This window comes from Methylobacterium oxalidis, from assembly GCF_007992195.1.
In the GTDB taxonomy this organism is placed as follows: domain Bacteria; phylum Pseudomonadota; class Alphaproteobacteria; order Rhizobiales; family Beijerinckiaceae; genus Methylobacterium; species Methylobacterium oxalidis.
In genome coordinates, this window is record NZ_BJZU01000073.1 from 49,865 (window position 1) to 64,563 (window position 14,699).

Annotated in this window: 13 protein-coding genes and 1 pseudogene; 4 read left to right on the forward strand and 10 right to left on the reverse strand. The window is 64.2% G+C overall.

The annotated features are described in order from the left end of the window. Positions 1-92: 92 nt before the first annotated feature. Entirely contained in the window at positions 93-518 is a 426-nt protein-coding gene (locus MOX02_RS17970; protein ID WP_147027185.1) for a hypothetical protein, read from the reverse strand. A gap of 389 nt (positions 519-907) precedes the next feature. Further along, positions 908-2,524 (reverse strand): annotated as a pseudogene (locus tag MOX02_RS17975) (methyl-accepting chemotaxis protein); the annotation flags it as partial. A gap of 280 nt (positions 2,525-2,804) precedes the next feature. Between MOX02_RS17975 and MOX02_RS17980 the strand changes: the two are divergent. After that, complete coding sequence (locus tag MOX02_RS17980; protein ID WP_147027168.1) at positions 2,805-3,059, forward strand: hypothetical protein; 255 nt, start codon at positions 2,805-2,807, stop codon at positions 3,057-3,059. Positions 3,060-4,172: 1,113 nt separating this feature from the next. On the opposite strand, the gene MOX02_RS17985 is transcribed toward MOX02_RS17980, so the two are convergent. Both MOX02_RS17985 and MOX02_RS17990 read right to left on the reverse strand, forming a co-directional pair. Then, a complete protein-coding gene (locus tag MOX02_RS17985; RefSeq protein ID WP_147027169.1) occupies positions 4,173-4,751 on the reverse strand; it encodes a fasciclin domain-containing protein in 579 nt (192 codons plus the stop codon). 253 nt (positions 4,752-5,004) lie between these two features. After that, positions 5,005-6,390, reverse strand: coding sequence for an HD-GYP domain-containing protein (locus MOX02_RS17990; protein ID WP_147027170.1), 1,386 nt, complete (start codon positions 6,388-6,390; stop codon positions 5,005-5,007). A gap of 339 nt (positions 6,391-6,729) precedes the next feature. Here MOX02_RS17990 and MOX02_RS17995 point away from each other — a divergent pair, with 339 nt between their 5' ends. Continuing rightward, positions 6,730-7,194, forward strand: a complete 465-nt coding sequence (locus MOX02_RS17995; RefSeq protein WP_147027171.1) for a Ros/MucR family transcriptional regulator — start codon at positions 6,730-6,732, stop codon at positions 7,192-7,194. A gap of 760 nt (positions 7,195-7,954) precedes the next feature. Here the strand turns inward: MOX02_RS17995 and MOX02_RS18000 are convergent. Together MOX02_RS18000 and MOX02_RS18005 are read right to left on the reverse strand one after the other, a co-directional pair. Further along, complete coding sequence (locus tag MOX02_RS18000; protein WP_147027172.1) at positions 7,955-8,692, reverse strand: anti-sigma factor; 738 nt, start codon at positions 8,690-8,692, stop codon at positions 7,955-7,957. Beyond that, a complete protein-coding gene (locus MOX02_RS18005; protein WP_147027173.1) occupies positions 8,689-9,261 on the reverse strand; it encodes a sigma-70 family RNA polymerase sigma factor in 573 nt (190 codons plus the stop codon). Before MOX02_RS18005 ends, MOX02_RS18000 begins: the two co-directional genes overlap by 4 nt. Positions 9,262-9,564: 303 nt before the next feature. Between MOX02_RS18005 and MOX02_RS18015 the strand changes: the two genes are divergently transcribed. Beyond that, positions 9,565-11,727: a calcium-binding protein gene (locus MOX02_RS18015; RefSeq protein WP_238179950.1), complete on the forward strand. Its 2,163-nt coding sequence runs from the start codon at positions 9,565-9,567 to the stop codon at positions 11,725-11,727. Positions 11,728-11,790: 63 nt separating this feature from the next. Here the strand turns inward: MOX02_RS18015 and MOX02_RS18020 are convergent, their stop codons facing one another. The 4 genes from MOX02_RS18020 to MOX02_RS18040 all read right to left on the reverse strand — a co-directional run bounded on the left by MOX02_RS18020 (position 11,791) and on the right by MOX02_RS18040 (position 13,360). Continuing rightward, entirely contained in the window at positions 11,791-12,075 is a 285-nt protein-coding gene (locus tag MOX02_RS18020; protein ID WP_238179949.1) for a site-specific integrase, read from the reverse strand. 107 nt (positions 12,076-12,182) lie between these two features. Further along, the gene (locus MOX02_RS18030; RefSeq protein ID WP_147027176.1) at positions 12,183-12,593 is read right to left on the reverse strand and encodes a DUF983 domain-containing protein; all 411 of its coding nucleotides are present in this window, start codon (positions 12,591-12,593) and stop codon (positions 12,183-12,185) included. A gap of 83 nt (positions 12,594-12,676) precedes the next feature. Continuing rightward, on the reverse strand, positions 12,677-12,895 hold the full coding sequence (locus MOX02_RS18035; protein WP_147027177.1) for a hypothetical protein: 219 nt from the start codon (positions 12,893-12,895) through the stop codon (positions 12,677-12,679). A 96-nt stretch (positions 12,896-12,991) separates the two neighbouring features. Beyond that, positions 12,992-13,360 (reverse strand): septal ring lytic transglycosylase RlpA family protein, encoded by a 369-nt coding sequence (locus MOX02_RS18040; RefSeq protein WP_147027178.1) that lies wholly within the window; start codon positions 13,358-13,360, stop codon positions 12,992-12,994. A 320-nt stretch (positions 13,361-13,680) separates the two neighbouring features. Here MOX02_RS18040 and MOX02_RS18045 point away from each other — a divergent pair, with 320 nt between their 5' ends. Further along, entirely contained in the window at positions 13,681-13,908 is a 228-nt protein-coding gene (locus tag MOX02_RS18045; protein WP_147027179.1) for a hypothetical protein, read from the forward strand. Positions 13,909-14,699: the final 791 nt, after the last annotated feature.

Consider the following 14,699-nt stretch of genomic DNA (forward strand, 5'->3'; position numbering starts at 1 on the left):
CCAGCCCTGATCCATGCGGACGGGTGTCGAGAAGGGTTGGGCTGATCTGCACCATAACGCCCACCGGCGAGGGGCGGCATTAACGACCTCGCTTAGGCGTAGGGTCCGCGGAAGAGATCGCCTGACGCCTTCCTGCGGAACAGCGTGGCCCACCGCCTGCGCCGATGCTCCGGCCGGTCGTGGATCATGTGGCATCGCTGGCAGAAGGCAGCGAGGTTCGTGCCCGCGTTGTTGCTCGTGTCGTGGTCGCGATGGGCGGCCGCGAGCACCACCCGCGTCATGCGGACTTGAGCTACTTCCTCGGCTGTCGGCAGAACTTGAAGCGTCCTGCCCTGCCCGTCGCGCCAAGCGCCGGCAGAGGCATCCCACCAGCGGCCGTCGCCGAGGTGCAGCACACGCTGCCCATGTGTCCTGCCGCAGCCCTCGCAGCAGCCGCCAGCCCTCCGAAATCGGATCACGGCCGAGAGCTGAGGCCAGTCGATGGGGTAGAAGAAACGATGCTCGCGCCGGATGGGCATGGCAGCAAAGGGCCACGCTTGTGTGGCACTTGGCAAGCTGCGCTGTTCAAGGCGGCCCTCGCGTGCGCGGGCGCGCGATCGCGCGTAGCGGTCGCACATGCGGGGTCGGCCGGCTCTACTCGTCCGCTTCCGCAACGCTCGGGAGTGCGCCGGGCAGGCTTGATGCGCCCCACATAATCGTAAGCACCGAGCCCGCGACGCCCTCGCGCACTGGCATCAGTGGGCAGTGGATGGTCGTGCATTCGTGAAGGGCAAGGTGCTCTGGCTGATGCAGCGGCCGCTCACGGTCGAGGAGTGGACGGAGGGTTACACGCCTCAAGCTCACCAACCGCTGCGGTGTATCGCAACGGGAGCAAGTGCGCAGGGGTCGTTACCGGCTCGGACGCTCGGAGCCGGTAACGCTCGGCGAGCGTGATCAGCGCCTGGGCGAGATCCGTGAGGTTGGCGGAGGCCGCCTCGACCTCGCGGGTGCCCGCCGCCGTCTGCTGGCTCGCCTGCCGGATGTTCTGGAGCGCCCCCATCACCTGCTCGATGCCGAGCTGCTGCTGGTTCGTCGAGGCGACGATCTGCTGGAAGGTCAGTACGCTCTCCTCAACCCGCGTAGCCATCTCCTCGATCGTGCGCACAGTTGCATCCGTCCGGGTCTTGCCCGAGGCGGCGCGCTTCATCGCCTCCTCGGTCAGCATCACCGAGGTGTTGATGCCCCGCTGGATCTCGCCGAGAAGGCCGCGCACCTGCGCGGTCGCGCTCTTGGTCTGGTCGGCGAGGAGCTTCATCTCGGAGGCGACCACGGCGAAGCTGCGTCCGCCCTCGCCGGCCGCCGCCGCCTCGATGGCGGCGTTGAGCGCGAGGAGGTGGGTGCGCTCGGAGATGTCGTTCACGGTCGTGATGATCTCGCCGATCGTCTGCGTCTTCTCGGACAGCGCCACGATGTTGCCGGCCACCGCCTCGCCTTGCTCGCGGATCGCGTCCATGGCCTTGGCGGTGTCCGTTGCTGCGCGCAACCCGGCACGCGCCGTCTGCGCTGTCGCCTGAGCCGTGGCAATTACCTCGTTGGCACGCTTCGTGACCTGCGAGCCTGAGTGGGTGATCTCGTCGACGGTGGCGGCCGTCTCCTGCACGGCGGCGAACTGCTGCTCGACGGAGGCCGCTTGCTCCTGGGCGGAGGCCCGGATCTCGGCCGCCGCCGCGTTGAGGTCGGCGGTGGCCGCGCGGTTGGTGCGGGCGAGGTCGGCGAGCCCAGCCACCATGCCGTTGAGGGTCCGGCCAAGGCGCCCGATCTCGTTCTTGCTCCGCGCGTCGAGAGTGCGGGAGAGGTCGCCCGAGCCCACCCTTTCGACGAAAGCCATCACAACCAGGAGGGGCCGGACGACCAGGCGGCTGATGGCGATCCCGATCCCGGCGCAGATCAGGAGCGTGACAAGTGTGCCGAACCAGAGGGCGAGGTTCGCATTGCGCTGAGCTTCAGCGAGGCGCTCGTTCTGCGCCAAGCGGTTGGCCTCCTCCACGCTCTCGATGGCATCCAGCTTCTGTCGGAAGGTGTCGAACAGCTGCTTTCCCGGTCCGTCAGCCTCAATCCGGACGGCCTCGGGCCGTGTTGCTGGATCGGCTGCGCGACTAATGGCCGGTTCGGCGATCTCTGTCTGCCACGTGCGGGCAGCCGAGACGGCATCGGCCAGCAAGCGCGAGGGCTCACCATCGTTGCCGATCATGGCTCGGAGGCGATTGATTGCTGCATCCAGGGCTGGTCGTCCGGACTGGTATGGCTCCAGGCTGTTTGTGCGCCCGGTGATCAGGTAGCCGCGCAAGCCGGTCTCCTGATTGAGCATGGCGGTGCGGAGCTCGCCTAGCGCACGGATAAGTTGGCTTGAGCGGCCGCGCGCCTCGGTAGCCTCGTGAAGGCGGTTGAGAGTGACGAGAATCGCGCCGCTGCTGAGAAGTGAGACCAACGCGATGGTGCCGATGGCACCACCCAGCGAGCGGTTGAGGCCAAAGGAATTCGGCATGCTTGACCTCTCCGGCAGACCTCGAACGGCGCTGGGCGGCACGGTCAGGAGGTCGCTGCGCTGTCGTCTGGATCGAACGTTGGGAAAGCTGCACAGCCGATCAGGGAGTTGTGCAGCAGCTCGAACTCGTTGCTGCTGCGCTTTAGCTGGACGCTGGCGTCACAGGCAAATCGGAATGCTGGCGGCAGCTCAGTGCCATGCGCTTGATCTACAGCGGCGAGCGAGTGGTAAACCTCGAAGTCCGCCTGGTGGTGGCTGAGTTGCGCATCGAGGAGTGGCCATGTCCGATGACGACAAGGAACTGGTGATGGTCATGATCGCGGGCATCGCCCTCGACAGGGCCTTGGCTCACCAATTCTCCGAGGCAGCGGCAGCTCTTGAGACGGAAGGCAAGGCGGCCTCGGCCAGCACACTGCGCGAGCGCGCTCGGTTTCATCGCGTCAAGGCGCTTGAACTGCAGGGAAGGCTTGCTGGCTTGGATGAGGAATGTGGCCGGTCCCTCCCTGGCCTGTTCAGTGCAGGTTGCGCCATGTGAGACCGCCTCGCGCGTGCGGGCGTGCGTACTGGTCGCACATGCGCGACCGCCGGCTCTGCCCGCGACTGGTTCAGGAGTACGGTCCGCGGAAGAGATCGCCTGACGCCTTCCTGTGGAACAGCGTGGCCCACCGCCGACGCTTGATGGGCAAAGGTGAGCGCACCTCCGGGGAGGCACGCTCGAAGGTTGCCAATGTCGACAGCGGGCCGCCGTCAGCGACACCCGCCACCCTCACCGTGAGCGACCTCCCACATTGCGCGCAATTGGACTTTTGGCTGCGACCCGCTGCCGCCCTCGGTTGCGAGAAACCCTTTCTCCATTGTGTGATTTTAGACAGTTAGAAACGCCACGCTTGCTCGGCTACTGAGATGACTGCTCCCTACCGCTACATTCGCCGACGCGGCACGCAGTGGGACGGTTTGCTGGAGGGCGTCGCATGGGGCTTGGCCGAGGCGCTGCCCCTGCCGGAACTGCCCGAGGTGGTACCCACGGCCGTGGCACTCCTGATGACGCAGCCGGTTCAACAGCCGCAGTCGGAGGCCGTGCCTGCAGAAATGGACCCGCGAGGGAGCAGTCCACCTGTTCAGCGGATCCTGCGGGAGACCGCCCCGAGGAAAGACCCTTGATGCGCATGCTCCGCCTGACAAAGCATTTGAAGGATCGCAATCACCAAATGAAGGCTGAGCCCATCCGCACAGCTCTGAACGAGCCCGCTCCTACGGCGACTGGGATCTCCCGGTGAACGGCCCCCACTGACGCAGGTTTGCGCCGTCATGCCCGAATGTCACGCGAGCGAGAGGCGCTGGCAGATGGTGTCGGACACTGCTGCCCTGATCATCATCATTGTGCTGAATGTGGCCGTATGTGGCTTTGTTGGCTATGACCTCTGGAAGAGTGAGCCGATCAACCCGCTTCTCTGGGTTGCTGTGGGCCCTCTGGTGCTCATCCTCGTCCTGCAACTCGGAGCTTGGTGGAGATCCACTATCACTCGTGAGCACCCGAGAGAGCGTTCGTAGGGTCCTGACCCTGGCGGCTGTCTACGAGGCAGCCTGCTGGCTCAGATGGGCAAAGCCTATGAATGATGCCGGCCCTGAGCGGGCCGGCACCTTCACGTTAGGGTTGCAGCACGCCGTCGATGACGTGGATGACGCCGTTCGACTGCATCACGTTGGCCACGGTCACGACCGCCGTGTTGCCCTTCGCATCCGTGACGAGGACCTTCTTGCCCTTGGTCTGCACCGTCAGCGGCGTGCCCTGGACGGACTTCAGCTGCGTCTGCCCACCGCTCTTCTTGGCCATGGCCATCAGGTCCTTGCCGGTGAGCGTGCCGCGCACGACGTGGTAGGTCAGGATGCTGGTGAGCGTTCCCTTGTTCTGGGGCTGCACCAGCGTCTCGACCGTGCCCGGCGGCAGTTCGGCGAAGGCGGCGTTCGTCGGCGCAAACACAGTGAACGGGCCAGGCCCGCTCAGCGTCTCAACGAGCCCGGCCGCCTTCACAGCCGCTACCAGGGTGGTGTGATCCTTCGAGTTGATCGCGTTCTCGACAATGGTCTTCGAGGCATACATCGGTGCGCCTCCGACCATTGGGTTCTTGGCAAGCGCGGCAGCGGGCAGCGATACGCCGAGCGAGACAGCGAGTGAAGCAGCCGCGATCTGGCGGCCAAGTGGGCGTGCGGCGAAATTCTTGAGCATAGGTCCTTCCCTTGATGATGGTTGATCCCCCGCAGGGATGCCGCGCGCCTGTACGAGGACCGGTGACGAGAAGTTTCAGCGCGAGGGACAGAGCGGGCCGCTCAGAGCGTCTCAAGCAAAAGCGCCCTGAGAGAGTGTCTCAGGGCGCTCAGGCTGAGCCGGCGGCAATCGGGCGTAGGGGCTCAGCGCAGGTCTTGCTGATTTCGAGTGACCAGCAGGAAGCGAACTTGTAGTTGATGCCGGCGCGAAACGCTCAAGCTGCCCGCGTGAGATCGCCTTCGATAGCTGTGAGCATCCGCTCCAAGGCCGCGAAGCAGGAAGGATCGAAGGCGGTGCCAACGTCAGACCGCATGATCTCAAGGGCTCGCTCGGTCGGCATTGCTGCGCGATAGGGGCGGTTCGCCGTCAGTGCATCGAACACGTCGGCAACCGACACAATGCGGGTTTCCGGCTCAATCTCGTCGCCTACCAGCCCGCGCGGATAGCCCTTGCCATCCAGCCGTTCGTGGTGGCCACCGCCTATCCGCGCCATGTCGCGGAACGCGCTCACACGCGCCAGAATGCCCTCTGATAGCGAGGCATGGTTTCGCATGGCTCGCCACTCCGCCTCATCAAGCTTCCCGTTCTTGTCGAGGATGGAGTTCGAGACGCCGAGTTTGCCGATGTCATGCAGAAGGGCCGCTCGCCGCAGCCAGCGCCGCCGCTCCGAGCTGTAGCCGAGTTCCGCCGCGATCATGTCAGCGTACACGGCAACGCGTTCGGAGTGTCCTGAGGTGAACGGGCTCTTCGTGTCGATCACCTGCGCGAAGGCACGCGCGATGTCATCCAGATAGTCCTCGTCGATGACGATCAGGCTCTGGGCCGGCTCAAGGGCCGCTACGGCGTCCTCGATGCAGTCGGAGCCAAGGGTCTGCCAGAAGTCACTGCTCTGGGCGGCACGCTGGAAACAGGCAACGATATGCGGGTCAAACCAAGTTCCTGTTCGTGCACGCACTTCAGCGAGCGCCGCCTCTCGGCCAGCCGAAGTGTGAAACACGTCCACGACCTGCGCCAGAAGTGCGACGCGGGCATAAAGGGGTATGGTCGGGCCCGCCAGGTGGTCGGGGCGGCCCTTGCCGTCCCAATGCTCGTCGAGTGCGTGGATGGCATTGCAGACGGCGGGCGGAAAGCGCAGGCGCGCGGCAATCTCTGCGCCTCGCTGGCAGCGGGTCTGGATCAGGTCGTCAACGATCTCCCCGCCGTTCTGGAGGATGTTGAGGATGGCTCTGAACCGCTCGGCCAATCCTGCCTTGAGGCCGGTGTGCGAGAAGACGAAGCCCAGCACCTTCGGTAGGCTGTCGCTGACGGTCTTGAAGTCGCGCTTGAAGCCGAGATCGTCGGACAGGTAAAGCTCGCAGATGCGGGCCGCGTTGCTGGAGCAGCCGAGGTCTTTCAGCATCACCGTGTAGTACAGCTCCCAGAGCTGTATCTGCGGCAGGCCCAGCTCGTACCCGACATGCATGGCGATCCAGGTCGAGCGCACGCAGTGGCCTGCAGGTTGCCCCTCCGTCAGGTCGAGCGCGTGACTGAGGGCACCGAGCAGCTCGGCAAGGCGGAGGCCGTTGCGCTCCTCTTCTGCAGTCACCAGCGCCACGACCATTGCTGTCGAACTCCTCAGATCAAGTCAAAACCATGCTCGAACTTCCGGAAATAAGGATGAATTTCTGCCGGCTAGAAGCATATTAAGCAAACGTGCTGAATGAACCTGAAATATTTACGCCACTCGATGGGGCGCTGAGCTGCTCCGCCGCCCAATCTGATCACGTGCTGGCGCGCGGTGTCGTGCCACAGGGCGGGAACGCAGCCGCCGATGAGTTTGCGCCCGTCCCCACGCCCTTGTGGATCTGTACAAGGACCGGGGAACGTCATCCGCCGAACAGTTAACATATGAACCACCGGCAATCATCTGTGCGCCCTTCAACGTAGAAGGGAGATAAACGTGCAGGACGAACATGACAGCCCGCGCATTGAGCTAGTGGAGCTGACGGCTGAGGTCGTTTCAGCTTACATTGCGCGCAATCATGTTGCCGCAGGCGACATTCCTGCACTCATCGCCAGCGTTCATACGACGCTCAATAGCCTTAGGCAGGGCGCCACTACTTCGGCCGCTGCGGAAAAGGTCGAGAAGCCGGCGCCGGCGCAGGTGCGCAAGTCGATCACGCCGGACGCGCTGATCTCGTTCATCGACGGCAAGCCCTACAAGACGCTCAAGCGCCACCTCTCGACGCACGGGCTCGACCCCTACAGCTACCGCCAGCGCTACGGCCTGCCCAACGACTACCCGATGGTGGCCGCCAACTACGCCGCCCAGCGCTCCGAGCTCGCCAAGGCGATCGGCCTCGGCCGGCCCGGCGCGATGGCGGAAGCCGATCAGGCGAGCGGCGGACGGCGCAAGACCGGCTAAACGTCGAAAATTTTCGCCAGGCCAGGATCAGATCTCTTGATGCTGGCCTGACTCCTGCTCGCTGCCCCTTTGTGGCGGCGTCAGGTTCCCGCCGGGCGTGGTCGGTGCCGTCAGGTGGAAGTGCTTGCGGTCGCCGGTGACGGCCTCAGCCAGACCGTCAGTCGCATCAACTTGTCACTTCGGCGGCGAGGTCTGTGGGCATGCCGGAGGAGGAGTGCCCGCACCAGGCGGCGTGGCCGGTCCACATGGCACTACGACAGCCGGCTTCTGGCTCGGATCGTCCGCCGGCGAGCCTCGCAGGGATAAGAAGATGCTCCCGGCTACTGCTAGCAGGAGAGCAGCCACTGCGAGGATGAGGAGCAAGCGGGGCATGGCCTGAAACTAGGCGCCCGCACCTGACGCGCCATCCTGTGGGCAGGAAGCGCATGCCCGGAGGCAGCATGGGTCCCGTGGCGGCATCGGCCAACCCATTGATGGCGTCCACGATGCCGCTCGCAGCCATGTAGACCGGAGAGTTGATCGGAGCGCGGGACGAGACGCGGAGGCACTCTTCTCACCAGAGCGCCGCCCTCGAGGAAGTCGCGCTGCTCGGCGCCGACGAGGATCCGATTGCGTCCCACGTTGCCCATTCCACTGTCTGGGCAACATCTGAAACAAAAATCGAACAAAGCAAGCCGAGACTACAGCACAATCAGCCGCAATCCGGCGGCGCGTCTTGAACGGGTTCGACGCTTAATCCCCATTCGTACTTGAGATAGCCTCAGAGAGCAGGGTGCGTTGTGCCCTTCATCAGAACCGGCCCCGTGGGCCGCCCGGTCGGAGAGCCCTGCTTCGGCTCAAGCGATATCTCGAACAACTGATCAGCGCCTGTCTGTGGCAGACGGGCAGTATCGAGCGGGACAGAGTGCGCTCGGTCAAGCAGACCGATCGAAACCGGGCCTCGCTCACGATCCCATAACGTCCAGACCTGAAGCGCTTTGCCTTCAGGTACCGCAATCGGTTCAATGGGGATCAACTCCGCGTGACCGTCGCGATAGGTGTTGACGATGGCTGCGGGCGCAGCTGCCTCCGTCATCAGTACCGCGACATAGATCGGGTGGGATGAGGGACGCGGGATCAGGGCAAGAGCTAGAGCGAGGCTGAGTGCTGCGGCAGCACCTGAAAGTCCAGCAGCACGCCACACAGGCAGGCTGTGCCACAGGCCTGTGAGGATAGATGCATTCGGCCGCACGGCCCTCGCCGTACGGATCTGTGCCGGCCTATGATCCGTCTGGATCCTTTCAACGCTCGCTGCAATCCGCGCCCATAGTTCCGGTCCGGCCTCAGCGGGCGAGGCCGTCAGATCGATCTCGTTCAGGCGCTCTCGCCAGATCGTCACGACCGCGGCAAAGCGGCCATCCTCCGCTTCCAGCTGCTCGGCCCGTGCGAGGCTCTCTCCATCGAGGAGACCGAGCGCGTACTCCAAGGCCATCGCTTCCCTCTCTGTTTGCGCCGTCATGACATGCAGTCCTTCAGGGCGGTGAGGGAGCGGCGGATCCAGGACTTCATCGTGCCGAGCGGAACTCCAAATCGGCCTGCAAGCTCTCCGTGCGTCAGCCCTTGGGTGTACGCCAGGACGATCACGTCGCGCCGGATGGGTTCCAAGCCACCGAGGCATCGCCGTAGGCGGCTGGCTTCGGAGAGGCGCATGACGACAGCCTCCGGCCCTTCCTCCTCGCTGGTAAATCCGAAGGCCTCAAGGTCATCCGTCGGATCGACGCGGCGCTCGTTGCGGAGCGTGTTCAGCGCGTGGTTGCGCAAGATCGTGTAGATCCAGGTGCGGGCGCTGCCGCGCGCCGGGTCAAAATCACTAGCCTTCTGCCAGATCTTCACGAACGCATCGTGGACGACCTCTTCCGCGATCTCCGCGCGCGGCAGAAAGCGCCGTGCGACCCCCACCATTCGTGACGCCTCGCTGGTGTAGATCCTGTTCAGCGCCTCCTTCTCTCCGCGCGCGCAGGCAAGGAGTGCCTTCTCCAGATCGAGTGACGGTGCTGCCGCTCCCACGGCGGCCCTGGTATCTGTCATCGCGTCTCTGCCATCACCCTGCACCTACACCTCAGCCCTGACGGCGGATGCGACGTCACTAAAAAATGCTGTGAGCGCTGCATCCGGCGAGCGTGCTGCTGTGTACCCCGGATGTCGGCATTCTTCGCCGTCTCCGAGGCCCGCTGGATGATGACGACTGCTGTCACAGACGAGTGCTGTCCCGCTGGCCACTTCATCGTCATCAACACCTCGAACAGCGCCAAATCTGCCTAACGAGACGCGTGCAATCCTCCGATGAACGGGGGTTCGCTGATGCGTCCAATTCTCGGGAGAACATCACGCATGGCCACCATCGACGGGACGACAGGCGACGACGTGCTGTCCGGCACTCCGCAGGATGATACCATCACCGGCTTTGCAGGAAATGACACGATCACGGGACTGGGCGGCAACGACACCGCCGTCTTCAACGTGTCCACCGACGGAGCCGATCGCACTGACCTCGGCGATGGCTCGGATATCGTCAACGTTTCCGCTGCGGCCGCAGGACAGATCCGCTTGAGCTTCACCTCCGCTCAGGTCGGCAATGCGAACGTCAACGACACCAACAACATGCTCAATCAGGACGGCGGCCTCGCCGTTCGCCTTCAGGCGGAAGGGGCCGCGGATGCGCTCGTCGGCCCGATCAGCCGCTTCGATGATGAAGGCATCACCTTCGTTTCCGCGACGGCCGGGCTGACCTTCGACGTGCGAGACCTCGTCGCCGGCACGCAGCGAGGCGATCGGTTCGAGGTTGTGACGCTCGGCACCTCCGGCAACGACGTCCTGAGCGCCATCCAGGCTGCACGATCCTACTACATCAACGCCGGGATGGGCGACGACACTCTGACCGGCGGGAACGCCAACGATTTCCTCGTTGGGGGCGCTGGCAACGACACGCTCACAGGCGGGCTGGGCAACGACAGCTTCATCGGCGGCGGCGGGAATGACATCGTGACCGGTGGTGACGGCAACGATACCGCGATCTTCAACGTGTCGACGGATGGCAGCGATACGACGAACCTCGGTGCAGGAGACGACATCGTCAACGTCTCGGCCGCGGCCGCAGGCCAAGTCAGGCTGACCTTCACCTCCGCGGAGGTCGGCAACGGCAACGCGAACGATGGAGGCGCACTCGCCAATCAGGACGGTGGCCTCGCCGTTCGTCTCCAGGCCGAGGACGCGTCGGGAGCTTTGACTGGCGCGGTCAGTCGCTTCGACGACGAGGGCGTCACCTTCGTGGCCGCCGCCGGCACCACGTTCGATGTGCGCGACCTCGTCTCGGGTGTGCAGCGAGGCGATGCTTTTGAGGTCGTCACGCTCGGCACGCAGGGCGCGGATACGTTGACAGCCCTCCAAGCCTCCCGCTCGTACTACTTCAACGCGGGCCAGGGGAACGACACCGTCACGGGCGGCACAGCCAACGACTTCCTTGTGGGCGGCGGCGGAAACGACAGCCTCTCGGGCGGCGCCGGCAATGACAGCTTCATCGGTGGGGCGGGCAACGACACCGTCTCCGGTGGCAGCGGCACCGATCGCGCGATCTTCTCCTTCGCGCTGAGTGCAGCCAGCATCGGGGTGACGGCAGATGGTGCCATCACGATCACCGGTGCTGAGGGGACCGACACCTTCCGGGGCATCGAGCAGTTCCAGTTCAGCGATCGCACCGTCGAGGTGAACGACGGCTCGCCTTTGGTGGATGACCTGTTCTACCTGATCCGCAATCCCGACGTGGCCGCGGCGGGGATCGATCCGGACAGTCACTACGCGGCCTTCGGAGCCCGCGAGGGGCGCGACCCCAACGCCTTCTTCTCCACGGACGGCTACCTCGCCGCTAATCCGGACGTGGCCCGAGCCGGACTGAACGCGCTCGACCACTACGCGCAGATCGGTTGGCGCGAGGGGCGGGATCCGGGCGTCAACTTCGACAACGAGGCCTACCTTAGAGCCAATCCGGATGTTGCTGCTGCGGGCATCAACCCGCTCGCGCATTTCCTCTCTGTCGGGCAGGAGGAGGGACGCACAGCCTCACCCGCTATCGGCCGGGCGGGCGACCTGAGCCCGGCTGGGTTCGACGCGCAGTACTATCTCTTGGCCAACGGAGACGTGGCCGATGCGGCCAGGGCAGCGGGCGGCAACAGCTTCGTGTTCGCCGCTCAGCACTACGAGGCGTTCGGCATCCGCGAAGGAAGAGATCCGAACGCGGTGTTCGACACGAGTGGGTACCTCGCGGCCTACGGCGACGTGGCGGCAGCCGGGATCAACCCGCTGACGCACTACAACCAGTTTGGCTTCCGCGAGGGCCGCGACCCCTCGGCCGGCTTCGACACCTCGTCCTACCTTGCGACCTACGGCGACGTGGCGGCTGCAGGCGTGAACCCGATGACCCACTATCTGCAGTTCGGCTTCTACGAGGGCCGCTCGGCGTTCGCTGACGGGACCTTCGGGTCAGGCAGCATTGGGTAAGGCGAAAGCTCGATCGATGACGGCCGGAGCTGGCGCTTCGGCCGTTTTCCTCTAGGCTAAAGACTATAGAAGCCCGCTGCCCGAGTGGTCCTTGAAGGCGTTGGCGCGGCGGATGTAGCCCACCACTGTCTGCGGGTCGCGGCGTCCGCTCTGATCCATGATCCGGGCGAGATCTGCGCCCCGCTCGGCTGCCGTCGTGATGTACCCCGCCGGCAGGCTATGTGCTCCGAAGGTCGAGGCATCGAGGCCGGCGGCGGTCGCGCACTTCTTCACGATGTCGGCAATGGTCCGCGTCGTGAGGCGCCCGACCTGGCGCATGTTGCCCGAGCGCGAGATGGGTCGGAACACAGGCCCTTCCGTGAGGCCGGCGCCAGCGAGGATGAGGCTGACCTCGATGCAGCGTTGAAGCGGGTCGCGAAGCCGAAAAAGGCGGAGAGCTAAGACGCCACCGGCCCTCAGACGTTCGGCGGCCTCGACCCCGCGCCGGTGGCGGGCTTGGCTAAGCGGCCTTCCTCCGCCTTGTGGATGTATTGACTGGCGACAAGCCAACCCTTGAAGAAGCGAAGCGGGAGTATGCAGCCCACGAGCAGGGCTGGGAGGGTTGTCACGGCGTGGACCCAGAGCGGCGGATCATATGCCAGCTCAATCCAGATCCCCAGTGCCGTGATGGGGAAGGCGACGGTCATCATGACGAAGAAAGCCGGGCCGTCAGCTGGGTCGGCGAACGAGAAGTCGAGGTCGCACACGTCGCAGCGCGGCGCGACCGTCAAGAAGCCCTCGAACAGGTGGCCCTTCCCACAACGGGGGCAGGCGCTTCGGACGGCGCAGTCGAGGGGCGAGTGCGCGGCGTAGCGGACATCCGCCATAGGGCGCCTCCTCACCGAACAACAGCCGATGAACCTCGGGGTTCATCGGCTCGCTGGTCGCCCGGCAAGCTGGTATGTAGGCACTAAGCGCTATCGCGCTCCCACGCCGTGATCAACTCATTCAGCTCTGCCTGCGCCGCCAGCCGCGCTTCGCTGAAGGTCGCAAACGTCTGGGCCGAATAGCTCTTCGGCTTTCCTATCCGGCCAACCGAGTAGGTGTAGCGGCCAGGCGTGTGCCATGCTGGCTTGATGTCGATGACGAAAGGATGCGGACGCTGCGCCATGCTGCGAGAAGATACCATGGAGGGCTCAGAATACGCCGGATCGCGGCGTGATTGATCTCGCACTCAGCCGTTGGCGTCCGTGGGTTAAGCTGTAGCGTTCGCCAGCCCGGACCGTCACAGAGGCACGACGCTGACCTTCGCCGTGCCAGAAACGCCGATCGCCTGAGCCGAGGCGCTGGATAGATCGATCACCCGTCCGCCGGCGTAGGGGCCGCGGTCATTGATCCGCACCACGACCGAGCGGCCGTTGGTCTGGTTGGTCACCCGCACACGTGTGCCGAAGGGCAGCGTGCGATGGGCCGCGGTCAGGGCACGTGTATTGAAGCGTTCGCCATTGGCTGTGCGCCGCCCATGAAATCCCGGGCCATACCAGGAAGCCACCCCAGCTTGCTCAGCCGAAGGTTCGTCAGCTTCTGCGCCGGACGTAGCAATGCATGCTGCTGCGGCCAGGGCGAAGAGTGCGAGACGAGCGTTCAAGATCATCGTGCCTTCCCGTTGTCCTTCGAACGGGTCGGCAAAATGAAGCCAAATGCGGCAGCGGTATGGTGCGGCGCAGCATAGGAGGCATGCGCTTATCTGCCTGCCAGAGGCTCAGATGTAAACTTGGCCTTCACTCTGAAATGGTACAAGCAACGCAGGCTTAGCTGTACATCGACGCGGTACGGTTCAAACAAGCATCCTAGCTGCGCACCCTTTTCGTTGCGTTGCGAAACTATCTGTGTCTTCTACTGCGCTGCAACATGGCGCTTCGATGAGCCGGCCGCGGGTCGCCATTGGCATTTCCCGGTCAAGGCTCCCTTTCGATGTCGCCCGCCGAACTTATCGCCGCCGCCGAGATGGCCGAGAGCATCGTGTCGGAAATGGCCGCAGCTGCTGACGCGCTTACCAAGAAGGGCAAGGCAGCCGCTGTTCGGGCGCTTCTTGAGGAAGCGCGGCGTCACACCGCCGAGGCTATTCGCCTGCGGGCTCAGGCAGCTGCTCTCCAGCAAAGAGGCGATGCGAGATCGGAAGACCCTGAGCATCGCGCGTAGGGTCTCAACTAGCCAACGCCTTGGTGATGATCTCGTCCATCCTTCACGGCGCTTCACATCAAGCTTCTACGATCAGGAACTCGATGCCCTACACGCTTCACCGCCTCGCAGCCGGCAGCTACGACCTTCTGCTCGACGGTGCCCTCATCGGAAGTGTAGTTCGCGAGACATCCTGCGATCACGCGACAGGGTGGTGGGCCGAGTTGCTGGAAGACCTTCCGCGAGCGCGAAGGCCGAAGCCGTTTAAGCAGGTTGAACATCGCTTCGAGACGTTCGGGGATGTAGTGTCATGGCTCGGCGCCGACGCAACTGCCGAACACACCATGTAGAGCGACTGCCCTCCCGCGCGCCTGCGCGTATTGGTTCCACAAACAGCCAAGGCTTGAGCTACTTCTTCTCGTTCTTCTGGGCTGAAGGGAGCTTCTTGAGGATCATACGGACATGATTGCGGATGCGTTCTCGACGTGCCGCTGTTGCGACTGAACTCTCTTCGCTACCTTTTCCGCCGACAGCAGCCATGAGAACCGTCCTTCGATGATGAGGGCGCGCAAATGCTACGGCGGTAGTACATCGGAATAGTCGAGACTGATCCTCCGCTTTAGTCCTAGTATGGATTGATGTTTCAAAGCAACAGCTTCAGAGAGGCTTAAAATACAATTTGCCTCGTTAGGTAAACATCAACCTCAACAGCGGATGAACTTTTCCCGCGGTGCTTCCGGGAGTTCGCGCGCGGTAGCGTCCACGGACGAGGTGTAATTTCCGGGACCGCTTCGGTGGGGATTGGGGTGGCC

Bases quoted from the DNA above. Each gene is read 5' to 3' on its own strand.
- MOX02_RS17970 (WP_147027185.1), bottom strand. From the start codon at position 518: ATGCCCATCCGGCGCGAGCATCGTTTCTTCTACCCCATCGACTGGCCT.
- MOX02_RS17980 (WP_147027168.1), top strand. From the start codon at position 2,805: ATGTCCGATGACGACAAGGAACTGGTGATGGTCATGATCGCGGGCATC.
- MOX02_RS17985 (WP_147027169.1), bottom strand. From the start codon at position 4,751: ATGCTCAAGAATTTCGCCGCACGCCCACTTGGCCGCCAGATCGCGGCT.
- MOX02_RS17990 (WP_147027170.1), bottom strand. From the start codon at position 6,390: ATGGTCGTGGCGCTGGTGACTGCAGAAGAGGAGCGCAACGGCCTCCGC.
- MOX02_RS18000 (WP_147027172.1), bottom strand. From the start codon at position 8,692: ATGACGGCGCAAACAGAGAGGGAAGCGATGGCCTTGGAGTACGCGCTC.
- MOX02_RS18005 (WP_147027173.1), bottom strand. From the start codon at position 9,261: ATGACAGATACCAGGGCCGCCGTGGGAGCGGCAGCACCGTCACTCGAT.
- MOX02_RS18015 (WP_238179950.1), top strand. From the start codon at position 9,565: ATGGCCACCATCGACGGGACGACAGGCGACGACGTGCTGTCCGGCACT.
- MOX02_RS18030 (WP_147027176.1), bottom strand. From the start codon at position 12,593: ATGGCGGATGTCCGCTACGCCGCGCACTCGCCCCTCGACTGCGCCGTC.
- MOX02_RS18035 (WP_147027177.1), bottom strand. From the start codon at position 12,895: ATGGTATCTTCTCGCAGCATGGCGCAGCGTCCGCATCCTTTCGTCATC.
- MOX02_RS18040 (WP_147027178.1), bottom strand. From the start codon at position 13,360: ATGATCTTGAACGCTCGTCTCGCACTCTTCGCCCTGGCCGCAGCAGCA.
- MOX02_RS18045 (WP_147027179.1), top strand. From the start codon at position 13,681: ATGTCGCCCGCCGAACTTATCGCCGCCGCCGAGATGGCCGAGAGCATC.